This is a genomic window from Streptomyces sp. NPDC044064 (genome assembly GCF_056434245.1).
The window spans coordinates 39,111-52,670 of record NZ_JBWKFN010000040.1 but is presented as its reverse complement, the minus strand read 5'-3'; the positions used below and the strand labels follow the sequence as shown (position 1 = coordinate 52,670).

Sequence of the window (13,560 nt, the reverse complement as noted above, 5' to 3'; positions counted from 1 at the left end):
CCGGCCCGGCGGGGTTCACGAGGTCAGGTCACGCCTGCGCAGCCCCGCCAGCCCCGCTCCCACGAGCGCCACCGCCAGCCCCGTCAGGACCAGTACCGGCCCCCACTCCATCCCCCCGCCCGGCAGCTTGGGCAGGTGGCCGAACGGGGACAGGTCCAGGACGATCCGGGGGGCGTTCAGGGCCGGGCCCACCCAGCCGATCAGGAGGGTCGCCACGGCGATGCCCCAGGCGGCCGGGGCCAGGCGGGGGGCCAGGCCGTGGAGCAGGAGGGTCAGCGCGCCGATCAGCCAGACCGCCGGGAGCTGGACCAGGCAGGCGCCCAGCACCGGGCCGATCTCCTTGCCGTAGCCGACCGCGAAGCCCAGGCCTGCCAGGAGCATGATCAGGGCCGAGCCGGCGAAGGCGATCGTGAGGTGGCTCGCGGCCCAGCGGACGCGGCCGACCGCGCAGGCCAGGACCGGTTCGGCGCGACCGGAGATCTCCTCGCCGTGCAGGCGCAGGACCGATCCGACGACGTAGAGCGCCGCGATCAGGCCGAGCATGCCGGTCATCGCCGCCAGGAACGCGTCGGTGAGACCGCTGTGGCCGCCCATCCGCTCGAAGATCTGCCGGGCCCCGTCGTTGTCGCGGACCAGGTCGGCGGCGCCGTCCGTGAGACCGCCGTAGACGACCCCGGCGAGGAAGAAGCCGAGGGACCAGCCGAGGACGCTGCCGCGTTGCAGGCGCCAGGCCAGCGCGGCTGCCGTGCCGAGGCGGCCGGTGGGGGGCCCGGTGGGGGTCCCCCCTGCCCGAGCCAAGCCGAGAGCTTGGGGGAGGGTGGGCAGGAAGCTCATGCCGATGTCGCGGCGGCCCGCCAGCTCGTAGGCGATCAGGGCCTGCACGCCCACCGCCGCCGCGAACAGCAGCAGCACCCACCAGCGTTCGGCGGCGAAGGAGCGCTGGTTCTCCAGCCATCCCAGGGGGGACAGCCAGGTCAGCAGGGAGGAGCCGTCGCTCGTCGTGGAGTCGCCGGCCGCGCGGAGCACGAAGGCCGCGCCGAGGACGGCCGCCGTCAGACCGCGGGCCAGGCGCGCGCTCTCCGTCAGCTGGGCGACGATCGCGGCCGCCGTGGCGAAGACCATGCCGACCCCGGCGAGGCCGAGGCCGAAGGACAGCGCGCCCGCGGCTCCCTGTGCGGACAGGCCCGCGGTGATCAGCAGGGCCAGCAGGGCGTTGGCGGTCGCCGCCGCCAGCAGGGCCGCCGTGAGGGAGGCCCGGCGGCCCACCATCCCGGACGCCACCAGCTCCTGGCGGCCGCTCTCCTCCTCGTCCCGGGTGTGCCGTACGACGATCAGCAGGCTCATCGCGGCCGCGAGCGCGGCGGCGTACACGCCCGCGCGCCAGGCCGTCAGCGCGCCGAGCGAGGTGTCGAAGACCGGGCCGATCAGCGCGCGGAAGGACGCGTTGGTCTGCAACTGGCCGACCAGGCCGGCGCGTTCGCCCGCGGTGCCGTACAGGGTCTTCAGCGTGTCCGGCATGGAGAGGACCATCAGCGCGTTCACCGCGATCCACACCGGGATCAGCAGCCGGTCGCGGCGCAGCGAGAAACGCAGCAGCACTCCCGTGCCCGTGAAGGCCGTCATCGCGCGGCCGCCTCGTCGAGGTCCTGGTAGTGGCGCAGGAACAGCTCCTCCAGTGTCGGCGGGGTCGAGGTCAGGGACCGCACGCCCGACTCGCTCAACTGGCGCAGGACCGCGTCCAGTCGGTCGGTGTCCACCTGGAGGCGCACCCGGTGGCCCTGGACGTCCAGGCCGTGGACGCCGGGCAGGTGCGCCAACCCGTTGGGCGGGCCTGCGAGTTCGGCGCTCACGCTCGTCCTCGTCAGATGGCGCAGGTCGGCCAGGGAGCCGGTCTCCACGGTCCGGCCCTTGCGGATGATGCTGACGCGGTCGCAGAGTTCCTCGACCTCGCTGAGGATGTGGGAGGACAGCAGGACCGTCCGGCCGCGCTCCCGCTCCTCGCGCACGCAGCGCTGGAAGACCTCCTCCATCAGGGGGTCCAGACCCGAGGTCGGCTCGTCCAGGATCAGCAGGTCCACGTCCGAGGCGAAGGCGGCGACCAGGGCGACCTTCTGCCGGTTGCCCTTGGAGTAGGTGCGCCCCTTCTTGGTGGGGTCCAGCTCGAAGCGCTCGGTCAGGTCCGCGCGGCGCCGCGCGTCCAGCCCTCCGCGCAGCCTGCCGTACAGGTCGATGACCTCGCCGCCGGAGAGGTTGCGCCACAGGGTCACGTCGCCGGGGACGTAGGCGATCCGGCGGTGCACCTCCACCGCGTCCTTCCACGGGTCGCGGCCCAGCACCTGCGCCGCGCCCGAGTCCGCGCGCAGCAGGCCGAGCAGGACCCGGATGGTGGTCGACTTGCCGGAGCCGTTGGGGCCGAGGAAGCCGTGGACCTCGCCCGTCTCGACGTCGAGGTCGAGGCCGTCCAGCGCGTGGGTACGGCCGAAGGACTTGTGGAGTCCAAAGACCGTGATTGCCTTGGTCATGGCTCCGAACGTACGCTTACTTCAGAAATTTGTGAAGTTAAAGAAGTGCATGAACCCCGGATAGGGTGAGGGGCATGACGGAGCCGAGTACTGAGCGGGACCCGGAGGCGGTCTCGCGGTTCGTGGAGCACTTCGCGGCGCAGCTGGTCGAGGCGGGGATGCCGCGCATGCCCTCCCGGGTCTTCGCCGCGCTGCTCGCCTCCGACACCGGCACCCTGACCTCGGCCGAACTGGGCGAACAGCTGAGGATCAGCCCCGCGGCCGTCTCCGGTGCCGTGCGCTACCTCGCCCAGGTCCACATGGTGTCCCGCGAGCGGGAGCCGGGCTCCCGCCGGGAGCGGTACCGGGTGCACAGCGACCAGTGGTACGAGGCCCTCACCAACCGCGAGGCGATCATCAAGCGCTGGGAGGACGCCCTCAGGGACGGCGTGGCCGGCCTGGGCCCCGACACACCGGCAGGGCGCAGGCTGACCGAGACGCTCGCCTTCTTCGAATTCATCGAGCGCGACGTCGCCGAGATGATGGAACGCTGGCGGGCGTACCGCGAGGAGAGGTTCGGGGGCTGAGGCCGACGGCGCTGCAACTCCCCAGGGGCGCGGGGAACTGCGCGACCAGCCACGACGGCGCCGCGGTCGACCGACAAGGGCGCCCGCCGGCGGAGCGTCAGCGTTCCTTCGTCTCCTCCAGCACCGTCCGCCCCAGCAGTGCGTACCGCTCCGGCGAGCGCCGCTTGAGGTACTGCGCACAGCCGATCCCGGCGGCCGCGATCAGAGCGACCAGCCACGGTGTCGCCTTCAGGACCAGTGAGCCGGACTCCGGGCCGGCCGCAGCGCCCATGTTGGACACCAGCAGCACGACCACCGCGAGCATCGCGATCCCGCCGATCAGCGGGGCGGCGGTGGTCCGGAACCAGTGCCGGCTCTCCGGGTGGTGGCCGCGGAAGTAGACCAGCACCGCGAACGAGCACACGGCCTGGACGACCAGGATCGCCATGGTGCCGAGGATGGCGAGCAGGACGTACGTGCCGCTGTACGGGTCCTTGCCCGCGGCCCAGAACGCGCCCACCAGCAGCGCGCTCACCGCCGTCTGCACCAGGCCCGCGATGTGCGGGGAGCCGTGCCGGGCGTGGGTGCGGCCGACGGTGTTCTTCAGGGACGGCAGGACTCCCTCACGGCCCAGCGCGTACATATAGCGGGCGGCGCAGTTGTGGAAGGCCATGCCGCAGGCCAGCGAGCCGGTGATCATCAGCCACTGCATGACGTCGACCGCCCAGTGGCCGACATAGCGCTCCGTGGGGTTGAAGAAGAGGCCCATCGGGTCCTTGGTCGCCACCTCCACGGCGCTTCCCGCGCCGGTGCCCGAGATGGCCATCCAGGAGACGAAGACGTAGAAGACGCCGACGCCCAGGACGCTGATCATCGTCGCCTTGGGGATGATCTTCTTCGGGTCGCGGGACTCCTCGCCGTACATCGCCGTCGACTCGAAGCCCACCCAGGACCAGAAGGCGAAGAAGAGCCCGAGCCCGGCGGACGTGCCCTTGAAGGCGTTGACGGGGTTGACCGGCGCGAAGGTGAACCCGTGCGGCCCGCCGCCGTGGAGGGCGACCGAGACGGCCATCGCGGCCAGCACGGTCACCTCGGTCGCCAGCAGGACCACCAGCAGCTTCTCGGCGACGCTCACCCCGAACCAGGTGCCGGTGGCGTTGATCGCCAGCATCAGGGCCGCGAAGGCCCACCACGGGACGTCGAGCCCCGACTGGTCCTTGAGGGTGGTGGTGGCGAAGGTGGAGAAGATCCCGATCAGCGCGGGCTCGAAGACGACGTACGCGAAGGTCGCGAGCAGTCCCGAGGCGAGGCCGACGGTGCGGCCGAGGCCGTAGGAGATGAAGCCGTAGAAGGCGCCCGTGGACGTGATGTGCTTCGCCATGGACGTGAAACCCACGGAAAAGATTGCCAGGACGACCATTGCGACGAGATAGCTTGCGGGTGCCCCGATGCCGTTGCCGGCGGACACCATGAAGGGCACGTTGCCGGTCATCGCGGTGATCGGAGCGGCCGTTGCGACGGCCATGAACACCACGCCGAGCAGGCCGACAGCGTTGGGTTTCAGTCGATGAACCACCCCGTCGTCGTCCGTCTTCGCCGCCGGGGCGATGCCCTCGTCCACTGCCATCGGGTGGCCCCTCTCCTGATCGCCACGCGCGGACGCACCACGCCTTGATAGGGCAGGATGGTGGAGGGGGAACCGGTCCCTCAAGGGGTCGGGACGGTTAAATATTTGTCACCAGACCTTTAGAGTCGGTGTGAGGGGTCCGCAGGAGGGTCAGTGGGGGGAGGGCAGCGTCAGCGCCCAGGCCGCCTCGCGCACGGTCCACGTCCGGCGTCGTACGGGTCCGGAGACCTGCGCGTCGGCCCGGTAGCGGAAGTCCGACCCGATCACCGTCACCGCGCGGCCACGGCCCCGCAGCGGGGTCGCCTCGGCGCCCACCGACAGCGGCCGCACCTCCACCTCGGCCATCCCGCGGGAACCCGGCGTCACGGACACCGTCTCCACGGGCTGGTCCAGGTCCACGAGCGTCTGGCCGTCCAGCTCCACCCGCAGCCGGGCGGGGCCCGGGGCCGGCACCGCCCCCAGGCGGGGCGGACGCGGGGCCAGGGTGCGCACCAGGGAGCGGTACGTCGTGCGCAGCCAGGGGTGCCCGGAGGGGACGCCCACCGGCTCGGCGGAGGCCGCCTGCACCGGTGCCGACGGGATGCCCAGGGCGCCCAGGACCACGCCGTCACTGTCGTCCACGAGCAGGTCCAGGCGCCGCTCGGCGCCGTCCAGCACGGCCCGCGCGGCAGCCACCGCACCGGCGGGCACGCCGAGGGACTCCGCCAGGGCCGTCCCGCCGACCGGGACCACCGACAGTGCACATCCGGCCAGCTCGCGATGGCGGTGCAGCAGGGTCACCGCGCGGACCAGCGCCCGGTCGTCGCCGACCACGACCGGGCGCCGGGACCCTCGCCGGCCGAGCGCCCGGGCAAATTCCTCGGGGCCGTCCGGCAGACACACCTTGGTGGTCGCACCCGCGCTGAGCACGTCTTTCGCGATCCGGACGGACTCCCCGTCCGTCTGTCGTGCCGCCGGATCGATGATCACCAGCAGCTGATCGGACGTCGCGAAGGTCGCCACCTCGGTCCTGCCTCGCTTCCTCGGGTAGCATCTTTGTGCAAGAGCCCCTTGCGCTATTGCGCCAGGGGCTTCGTCTATTCCGGGGCATCCGGTCCGACGGTTGTGCGACCAAAGGCGGTCGCGGTGGTACGCGGCGGTGAACCTTACGCCCCTGCCCCCGACCTTGGACATGCCCCGCCCGGAAGGGGTGTACGCGCGTGCCCGCACTTGTGCTGCTCGGTGCTCAGTGGGGTGACGAAGGCAAGGGGAAGGCCACCGACCTGCTCGGTGGCTCGGTGGACTATGTGGTGCGTTACCAGGGCGGTAACAACGCCGGTCACACGGTGGTCGTCGGCGACCAGAAGTATGCACTCCACCTCCTCCCTTCCGGAATCCTCTCTCCCGGTTGTACGCCGGTCATCGGTAACGGTGTCGTCGTCGACCCGTCGGTCCTGCTCTCCGAGCTGAGCGGTCTGAACGAGCGTGGCGTCGACACGTCCAAGCTCCTGATCAGCGGTAACGCGCACATCATCACGCCGTACAACGTGACCGTCGACAAGGTGACGGAACGCTTCCTCGGCAAGCGCAAGATCGGTACGACCGGCCGCGGCATCGGACCGACCTACGCCGACAAGATCAACCGCGTCGGCATCCGGGTCCAGGACCTGTACGACGAGTCGATCCTGCAGCAGAAGGTCGAGGCGGCCCTCGACGTCAAGAACCAGCTGCTCACCAAGCTGTACAACCGGCGCGTCATCTCCGCCGACCAGGTCGTCGAGGAGCTGCTGGGCTACGCCGAGCAGATCAAGCCGTACGTCACCGACACCGTGCTGGTCCTCAACCAGGCGCTGGAGGAGGACAAGGTCGTCCTGTTCGAGGGCGGTCAGGGCACCCTGCTCGACATCGACCACGGCACGTACCCCTTCGTCACCTCCTCGAACCCGACCGCGGGCGGTGCCTGCACCGGCGCCGGCGTGGGCCCGACGAAGATCAGCCGCGTGATCGGCATCCTCAAGGCCTACACGACCCGCGTCGGCGCCGGTCCCTTCCCGACCGAGCTGTTCGACGCGGACGGCGAGGCGCTGCGCCGCATCGGCGGCGAGCGGGGTGTGACGACCGGCCGTGACCGCCGCTGCGGCTGGTTCGACGCGGTCATCGCCCGCTACGCGACCCGTGTGAACGGCCTGACCGACTTCTTCCTCACCAAGCTGGACGTCCTGACCGGCTGGGAGGAGATCCCGGTCTGCGTGGCGTACGAGATCGACGGCAAGCGCGTCGAGGAGCTCCCGTACTCGCAGACCGACTTCCACCACGCGAAGCCGGTCTACGAGACCCTGCCGGGCTGGTCCGAGGACATCACCAAGGCGAAGTCCTTCTCCGACCTCCCGAAGAACGCCCAGAACTACGTGAAGGCGCTGGAGGAGATGTCCGGCGCCCCGATCTCCGCGATCGGCGTGGGCCCGGGCCGGGACGAGACGATCGAGATCAACTCGTTCCTGTAGACCGCGGGCACGGACCTGCACAGGACCGCCCGCCGATCCGCCCTCGGGCGTGATCGGCGGGCGGTCCCGCGTTCCGCGCGGTGCAATCGGAGTATGAGCACCCACCGGAAGGTACGGTGCCGGGGGCCGTACGGCGGTGAAGGCGACCGGGCTGCCGGTACGGACTGCTCCGACCCCGCCGTCTTCGAGGTCGCCCGCTACGACCTGCCGGCGCTCCCGGTGTGCCCGATCCACCTCGGACCCTCGCTGCTGGTGGCGAGCAGGGTCCTGTGGCCACCGGAGATCCGGCTCATCGGCCGCCCCTGACCGCGATCAAGGGTGGCGTACGAGACGGAGGGTGGCCGTTTCGGCGCGGGAGCTGCGGGTGAGGGTCGCCGTGGCGCCGGAGCCGTGGAGGGTGTAGTCGTACGCGACGGACTCCGACCGGCACGGCGGGTCCGAGCGTTCCGCGATCACGTGGGCAACCGTGGTGGTGAACGTGTTCGCGCGGGCGTCCAGCAGGGCCGCCTCCCACTCGCAGTGCCGTCCGCCACGGTCGTCGGTGCCGTGGACGAGGTGCTGCCCCAGGTGCCGGGTACCGACGGTGATGCGCAGGCCGCCGTCGTCGGAGTACCAGTCGCCGCGGGAGGCGAGGGAGACGTAGGTGTCCTCGGAGGCCGGGTCGAGGCCGTAGGACGTCGTGCGCGTGTAGACCCAGGAGAGGCCCTGGCCCGCCTCCGCCCTGAGTCTCATGGTGTGCGGCGCCCCGCAGATCCCCTTGCCGGACGAGCCTGATCCGATCTCGTGCATCCGGAAGCCGCCGAGCACCAGCGTGTCCTCCGACCTGGACCGCACCGTCGCCTCGCCGGTGCAGATCGTGTCGCGCGTGGCCGAGACGACGGCGGCGCCCGGCCTGCCCGTCCGAGCGCCCCGGACGAGGCTCAGTCGCATGCCGAGCAGAGGCCCGTCCTCGTCCCTGGTGACGCTCCAGGTGCCGCCGAAGGCGTGGTACCCCGGCGCGCGTTCACGCGGGTGGTCCCCGAACGCCGACCAGGGGGCCGAGACCAGGGTGGGCAGGACGACGTACCCGCCGGCCACCACCGACAGCACGGCGAGGACCGGCAGCAGCGCGCCCGCTGCCCGCCGGCCGAAGCGGATGACCCGGGACGCGGGAGGCGTCCGAACCACGTGCGGCGGCGCGATGCCCGCCTCCGGGACGTCCAGCGGATCACGCCGGTGCTCCGCCGCCACGGGCTCCTCGGGGAGGTCCGGCAACTCCGGGAACTCCGGGAACTCCGGCAGATCTGGCAGATCCGGCAGATCCGGCAGCTCAGCGAATCGAGGAGGCTCCGGGGACGGCTCCTCGCGGTGCGGTGTCTCCGGCAGCGGCTGCGCGGCCACCCGGTCGAGGCGGGCCAGCAAGGACGCGGGCAGCCAGGCGCCCGCAGGGGCCCGGCGGGTCAGGTCGATCAGTTCCGGCACCGTCGGCCGGTCGTCCGGGTGCTTCGCCAGGCAGCGCCGGACGAGATCCGTGATCACCTCGGGTACGCCGGTCAGGTCCGGTTCCTCGTAGGCGATCCGGAACAGCTGAGCGTGCAGCCCGGCCTCGCCCGCTCCCTGGAAGGGGGAACGGCCCGTCGCCGCGTAGGCCAGGACGCTGCCGAGGGAGAACACGTCACCGGCCGGGGTGACCCGCTCGCCCCTGACCTGCTCCGGGGACATGAACTCCGGTGTGCCGACGAGGGTTCCGCTACCGGTGAGGGAGGAGTCGGCGGCGGCGTCCAGGACCTGGGAGACCCCGAAGTCGATGACCCGGGGTCCGTCGACGGTGAGCAGGATGTTGGACGGCTTCAGGTCGCGGTGGACGAGACCGGCGCCGTGGATGGCGTCCAGGGCCTGCGCCAGCCGGTGCGCCAGGACGTGCGCCGAGGCCGACGGCAGCGCGCCGAAGTCACCGCGTACGACAGCCCGCAGGGTGGGACCGGGCACGTACTCCGTTGCCACCCAGGGCTGTTCGGCATCCGTGTCGGCGCCCAGCACCCGCGCTGTCCAGGCCCCGCTCACCCGCCGCGCCGCGGCCACCTCCCGGGTGAACCGCCGCCGGAACTCACCCTGTTCGGCGTCGGGACCGGTGCGGATCAGCTTCACCGCGACCGTCGTCGCGCCGGGACCGGCGTCCGCCTCCCGTGCGAGATAGACCCGGCCCATGCCGCCCGCCCCGAGCCGGGACAGCAGACGGTAGGGGCCGATACGGGCCGGGTCGTCGGGAGCCAGAGACTGCATGGGGCGCGATCATTCCAGAAATTGACCTGGACATGGTCTGCTTGGAGGGGTGCACACTGATGCATTCAGGGCATATTTCGTGATTTATCTGTGATGCAAGGTAGGACTTCCCTTGCCAGTAACGGCCTTCTCGCCCCATTCGAGGAAGCCGACGGACAAGAGGAAGAAATCATGCGACGCATCGCGCTCGGAATCGTCTCGGCTGCATGCACCACCGTGCTGGCCGCCGCTCCGGCATTCGCCCAGAACCCGCACTTCCAGTTCGCGAACAACTCGATCAACTTCAGCACCGGGGAGCTCACGACCTCGTTCAAGGAGGTCGGCCTGGGAACCGGCACGTCCAGCCGCAACATCAGGGTCACGGCGGACGTGAGGGTTGTCTACCAGTGCTTCAACAACGGGGGTAATCACCCCAAGGCGAAGAACAAGGAGACCATCGACACCACGGTGGTCGGCTCCGGCGACTTCCCCGTGCGCAACGGGCAGACCACCGGGAGCCTGACCGTGGGCCCGCCCGGACCGGGTAACTTCGCCTGCCCGTCGGGACAGACGCTGTTCCTGCAGAGCGTGCGCTACAGCGACATCTTCGTCTCGGACGAGGGCGGTGTCACGAAGCACGCCACGCCCGACCCGCTCTCGGCCACCCTGCACATCCAGGTCTGACCGACTGCGACACCGGCCCGACGTCCGGCACCACGCGCAGGGGCACGAGGAAGCGCCCCTGCGCGTGGTGCATACCGCCGTCCAGGGCCGTGGGCGCCGTCCGCGGGGGCTTTGTGGCGGCCGGTCTCGATCGTGTACCAGGGGCGCGCGCACGGTGCCGGGGCAGAAGACGTGGGCGAAGAGAGCTGAAACTGAGCTTTCCCCGCATGGGCTTTGCCGTGCCATCGACAGAAATAGACCGCTTACTGATCAACCAGTCCAGAAAATGACCGGGACATGACCTGTTTCTGGTTCTCGGGGCGTGGGGGTGCCGAAAGCATCTACGCGGGTAGCCCCCGCACGGCACGCGTACCCGTACCTCCTCCACCCCCAGCCCTCCTCCAGGAGCCTCCACATGCCCCTCAGCCCCATGAACCGCCGGGAGTTCGTCAAGAAGTCGGCCGTCACCGGTGCGGCGGTCGCCGCCACGGGGACCGTCGCGGCAGGTCCCGCCCAGGCGGCGGAGGCCGAACACAAGCCCCGCACCTGGTCGTTCTCCATCCTGGGCACCACCGACCTGCACAGCCACGTCTTCGACTGGGACTACTACAAGGACGCCGCCTACAGCGACAAGGCGGGCAACTCCGTGGGTGTCGCCCGGGTGGCCACCCTCATCAAGCAGCAGCGCGAGGCGAAGGGCGAGCACCGCACCCTCCTGGTGGACGCCGGCGACATCATCCAGGGCACCTCCCTCGCCTACTACTTCGCCCGTGTCGACCCGATAACCGGCACCGACGGCAAGCGCGGCCCCAAGCACCCGATGGCCGTCGCCATGAACCACATGCGCTACGACGCCGCCGCCCTCGGCAACCACGAGTTCAACTACGGCATCGACACGCTGCGCAAGTTCGAGAGCCAGTGTCACTTCCCGCTGCTCGGCGCCAACGCGCTGGACGCGAAGACGCTGCGCCCCGCCTTCCAGCCGTACACCGTGAAGCGGATATGCGTGCCGGGCGCCCCCGACATCAAGGTCGGCATCCTGGGGCTCACCAACCCCGGTATCGCGCTGTGGGACAAGGACAACGTCAGCGGCAGGATGGTGTTCCCGGGCCTGGTCGAGCAGGCGAAGAAGTACGTGCCGCGGATGCGCGCGCTCGGCTGTGACGTGGTGTTCCTGACGGACCACTCGGGCCTGGACGGCTCCTCGTCCTGGGGCGACTCGCTCCCGTACGTCGAGAACGCCTCGAACCTGGTGGCCGAGCAGGTGCCGGGCATCGACGCGATCCTGGTGGGCCACACGCACGTCGAGGTGCCCTCGTACACGGTGAAGAACGCGGAGACCGGCGAGGAGGTCCTCCTCTCCGAGCCGTACTGCTGGGGCTACCGCCTGAGCGTCTTCGACTTCGAACTCGAACTCCACCACGGGCAGTGGAAGGTGACGGGCAAGACGGCGCAGACCCTCAACCCCAAGGACGTGGACGAGGACCCGGAGATCAAGAAGCTCCTGGAGGCCGACCACGAGCTGGTCGTGAAGTACGTGAACACGGCGGTCGGCACCTGCACGCAGGACCTCTCCGCGGCGGAGTCCTGCTGGAAGGACGTGCCGATCATGGACTTCATCCACAAGGTCCAGATGGAGACGGTCAAGGCCGGGCTCTCGGCGTCGGACGCGGCGCTCCCGCTGATCTCGGTCGCCGCGCCCTTCAGCCGCACGGCGGACATTCCGCAGGGCAGCGTCACCATCAAGGACATCGCCGGGCTCTACATCTACGACAACACCCTGTACGGCAAGAAGCTGACGGGTGCCCAGCTCAAGGACTACCTGGAGTTCGGGGCGAAGTACTACTACCAGGTCCCGGCCGGCACGAAGGTCGACACCGCGACCCTCACCAACGCCAACAAGTTCTGGGACTACATGTACGACACGGCGGCGGGCGTCGACTACGAGATCGACATCGCGCAGGCCGAGGGCTCCCGGATCAAGAACCTCACCTACAACGGCGCCCCGGTCGCCGACGACCAGGTCTTCGTCGTCGCGGTCAACAACTACCGGGCGAACGGCGGTTCCGGCTACCCGCACATCGCCACGGCGCCGATCGCCTACAGCTCCACCAACGAGATCCGTCAGCTGATGATCGACTACGTGACGGCGAAGAAGGCGCTCGACCCGGCGGACTTCGCGGTCACCAACTGGAAGCTGACGCAGGCCGGAACCCCGGTGTTCTGAGCGAACGTCCGATCACCGGCCGGCGTCGTAGTGGTGTTCCGTGCTGAAGACGTGCACCGCACACCACGAAGGAGACCTGTCCAGTGATCCGGATCTGAACTGCCTTCGTCGGTCCGGCCGTTGGAACCCTCGCCCTCTCCGCCTGCGGCGGCGAGGGTCCCGCCGAGGGGGACCGCGGCCGTGGAACGGCTCAAACCGGCCCGGGGAGAGCGGCGGATCACCCTCGATGTCGTCGACCCGGGCGCGACGGACGCGCGGCGGAAGGTGCAGCCCGGGCAGCATCTGCTCATCGCCGTCCCCGAGCGCGACGACCAGGAACCGGGAGTCTTCCGGGGGGATCAGGCGCAGCTGGAGCGAGGCCGGATCAAGAAGGCCCTGCGCGCCTCCGAGACCACCAAGTGCTTTTCCCAGTGGGCGAGTTCGAGGGCCGGACCCGGAGCGGGACGTCCGCCGAGGAGTCCGCCCTCCCCTCGGCCGACCCGAACTACAGCCTCCGCGACGAACTCGCCGGCCAGAAGGCCGACGCCCTCGCCACGAAGCCGGTTCACGCCGGTGGCGCCGACCGCGTCAGCTGAACACGATCATCGACCCCTGTGCCAGGGACCGCGTCGCCGCCGCGTGCAGGCCGAGCCACACATGGCGCTCGCGGGCGAAGGGGCTGGGGTCGTAGGGCGCCGGTACCGCGGGCTCCTCCAGTTCGGTGGGGGCGGCCGGCGGTGCCGGGGCGGCCGGCGGGTTGGCCGGGTCGATGCCGATCGACGGGGCCACCAGTTCCAGTTCCCGCAGCAGGGACTGGGAGGAGCCCAGGGGGCCGCCGCCGGCCAGGAGTTCGTCGCTGGACAGCGGGTGCGGGAAATCGACCGGGACGTAGGCGCCCGCGTGGTCGTAGTGCCACACCAGGTGCGACTGCTGGGCCGTCGACTCGAACATCTCCAGCAACTGCTCGTAGTCACCGCCCAGTTCGTCCACCGGGGTCACGGGCAGCCCGCACACCTGGAGCAGGTAGGCCCGGCGCAGGAAGTGCAGCGCGTCGTAGTCGAAGCCGGCCACCGGGGCCACCTCGCCGGACAGGCCCGGCATGTACTGGTACACCGGCACCGGCGGGAGACCGGCCGCGGCCAGCGCGTCGTTGTAGTGCGCGAGTTCCTCGGCGAACGGGTTGTCCGGGGTGTGGCACAACACGTCGACGAGCGGGACCAGCCACAGGTCACAGGCCAAAGGACAGCTCCTAGTGTGGGTCGATCAGAGGCCG

General features: G+C 70.4%; 12 protein-coding genes. 6 read left to right on the top strand and 6 right to left on the bottom strand.

Annotated features, from left to right (window positions below; all coding sequences use genetic code 11):
- Positions 1-15 precede the first annotated feature (15 nt).
- Both AC07DS_RS41415 and AC07DS_RS41410 read right to left on the bottom strand, forming a co-directional pair.
- Positions 16-1,623, bottom strand: coding sequence for an ABC transporter permease (locus AC07DS_RS41415; RefSeq protein WP_479153901.1), 1,608 nt, complete (start codon positions 1,621-1,623; stop codon positions 16-18).
- A complete protein-coding gene (locus AC07DS_RS41410) occupies positions 1,620-2,522 on the bottom strand; it encodes an ABC transporter ATP-binding protein (protein ID WP_479153900.1) in 903 nt (300 codons plus the stop codon). Before AC07DS_RS41410 ends, AC07DS_RS41415 begins: the two co-directional genes overlap by 4 nt.
- Before the next feature lie 74 nt (positions 2,523-2,596).
- Between AC07DS_RS41410 and AC07DS_RS41405 the strand changes: the two genes are divergently transcribed.
- Positions 2,597-3,088, top strand: a complete 492-nt coding sequence (locus AC07DS_RS41405; protein WP_479153899.1) for a GbsR/MarR family transcriptional regulator — start codon at positions 2,597-2,599, stop codon at positions 3,086-3,088.
- Positions 3,089-3,185: 97 nt separating this feature from the next.
- Here the strand turns inward: AC07DS_RS41405 and AC07DS_RS41400 are convergent, their stop codons facing one another.
- Both AC07DS_RS41400 and AC07DS_RS41395 read right to left on the bottom strand, forming a co-directional pair.
- Positions 3,186-4,694, bottom strand: a complete 1,509-nt coding sequence (locus tag AC07DS_RS41400) for an APC family permease (RefSeq protein WP_479153898.1) — start codon at positions 4,692-4,694, stop codon at positions 3,186-3,188.
- Positions 4,695-4,844: 150 nt separating this feature from the next.
- Entirely contained in the window at positions 4,845-5,696 is an 852-nt protein-coding gene (locus tag AC07DS_RS41395; RefSeq protein ID WP_479153897.1) for a diacylglycerol kinase, read from the bottom strand.
- 197 nt (positions 5,697-5,893) lie between these two features.
- Between AC07DS_RS41395 and AC07DS_RS41390 the strand changes: the two genes are divergently transcribed.
- Together AC07DS_RS41390 and AC07DS_RS41385 are read left to right on the top strand one after the other, a co-directional pair.
- Positions 5,894-7,177, top strand: coding sequence for an adenylosuccinate synthase (locus AC07DS_RS41390; protein WP_479153896.1), 1,284 nt, complete (start codon positions 5,894-5,896; stop codon positions 7,175-7,177).
- Positions 7,178-7,270: 93 nt separating this feature from the next.
- The gene (locus tag AC07DS_RS41385) at positions 7,271-7,483 is read left to right on the top strand and encodes a hypothetical protein (RefSeq protein WP_468814706.1); all 213 of its coding nucleotides are present in this window, start codon (positions 7,271-7,273) and stop codon (positions 7,481-7,483) included.
- Between the two features lie 6 nt (positions 7,484-7,489).
- Here AC07DS_RS41385 and AC07DS_RS41380 read toward each other — a convergent pair whose 3' ends face one another.
- Positions 7,490-9,439 carry a serine/threonine-protein kinase gene (locus AC07DS_RS41380; protein ID WP_479153895.1) on the bottom strand — a complete coding sequence of 650 codons (1,950 nt, stop codon included), beginning with the start codon at positions 9,437-9,439 and terminating at the stop codon, positions 7,490-7,492.
- Positions 9,440-9,610: 171 nt separating this feature from the next.
- Here AC07DS_RS41380 and AC07DS_RS41375 point away from each other — a divergent pair, with 171 nt between their 5' ends.
- From AC07DS_RS41375 to AC07DS_RS41365, 3 genes are all read left to right on the top strand, one after another.
- Positions 9,611-10,102 (top strand): hypothetical protein, encoded by a 492-nt coding sequence (locus tag AC07DS_RS41375; protein WP_479153894.1) that lies wholly within the window; start codon positions 9,611-9,613, stop codon positions 10,100-10,102.
- A 394-nt stretch (positions 10,103-10,496) separates the two neighbouring features.
- On the top strand, positions 10,497-12,308 hold the full coding sequence (locus tag AC07DS_RS41370; protein ID WP_479153893.1) for a bifunctional metallophosphatase/5'-nucleotidase: 1,812 nt from the start codon (positions 10,497-10,499) through the stop codon (positions 12,306-12,308).
- Between the two features lie 410 nt (positions 12,309-12,718).
- Entirely contained in the window at positions 12,719-12,883 is a 165-nt protein-coding gene (locus AC07DS_RS41365; RefSeq protein WP_479153892.1) for a hypothetical protein, read from the top strand.
- Here the strand turns inward: AC07DS_RS41365 and AC07DS_RS41360 are convergent.
- Positions 12,876-13,526: a hypothetical protein gene (locus AC07DS_RS41360; RefSeq protein ID WP_145886274.1), complete on the bottom strand. Its 651-nt coding sequence runs from the start codon at positions 13,524-13,526 to the stop codon at positions 12,876-12,878. The genes AC07DS_RS41365 and AC07DS_RS41360 overlap by 8 nt on opposite strands.
- Between the last annotated feature and the right edge of the window lie 34 nt (positions 13,527-13,560).

What these genes read in the sequence shown, in the direction of transcription:
- AC07DS_RS41415 (WP_479153901.1), bottom strand. Translation starts at nt 1,623, where the DNA reads ATGACGGCCTTCACGGGCACGGGAGTGCTGCTGCGTTTCTCGCTGCGC.
- AC07DS_RS41410 (WP_479153900.1), bottom strand. Translation starts at nt 2,522, where the DNA reads ATGACCAAGGCAATCACGGTCTTTGGACTCCACAAGTCCTTCGGCCGT.
- AC07DS_RS41405 (WP_479153899.1), top strand. Translation starts at nt 2,597, where the DNA reads ATGACGGAGCCGAGTACTGAGCGGGACCCGGAGGCGGTCTCGCGGTTC.
- AC07DS_RS41400 (WP_479153898.1), bottom strand. Translation starts at nt 4,694, where the DNA reads ATGGCAGTGGACGAGGGCATCGCCCCGGCGGCGAAGACGGACGACGAC.
- AC07DS_RS41385 (WP_468814706.1), top strand. Translation starts at nt 7,271, where the DNA reads ATGAGCACCCACCGGAAGGTACGGTGCCGGGGGCCGTACGGCGGTGAA.
- AC07DS_RS41380 (WP_479153895.1), bottom strand. Translation starts at nt 9,439, where the DNA reads ATGCAGTCTCTGGCTCCCGACGACCCGGCCCGTATCGGCCCCTACCGT.
- AC07DS_RS41375 (WP_479153894.1), top strand. Translation starts at nt 9,611, where the DNA reads ATGCGACGCATCGCGCTCGGAATCGTCTCGGCTGCATGCACCACCGTG.
- AC07DS_RS41370 (WP_479153893.1), top strand. Translation starts at nt 10,497, where the DNA reads ATGCCCCTCAGCCCCATGAACCGCCGGGAGTTCGTCAAGAAGTCGGCC.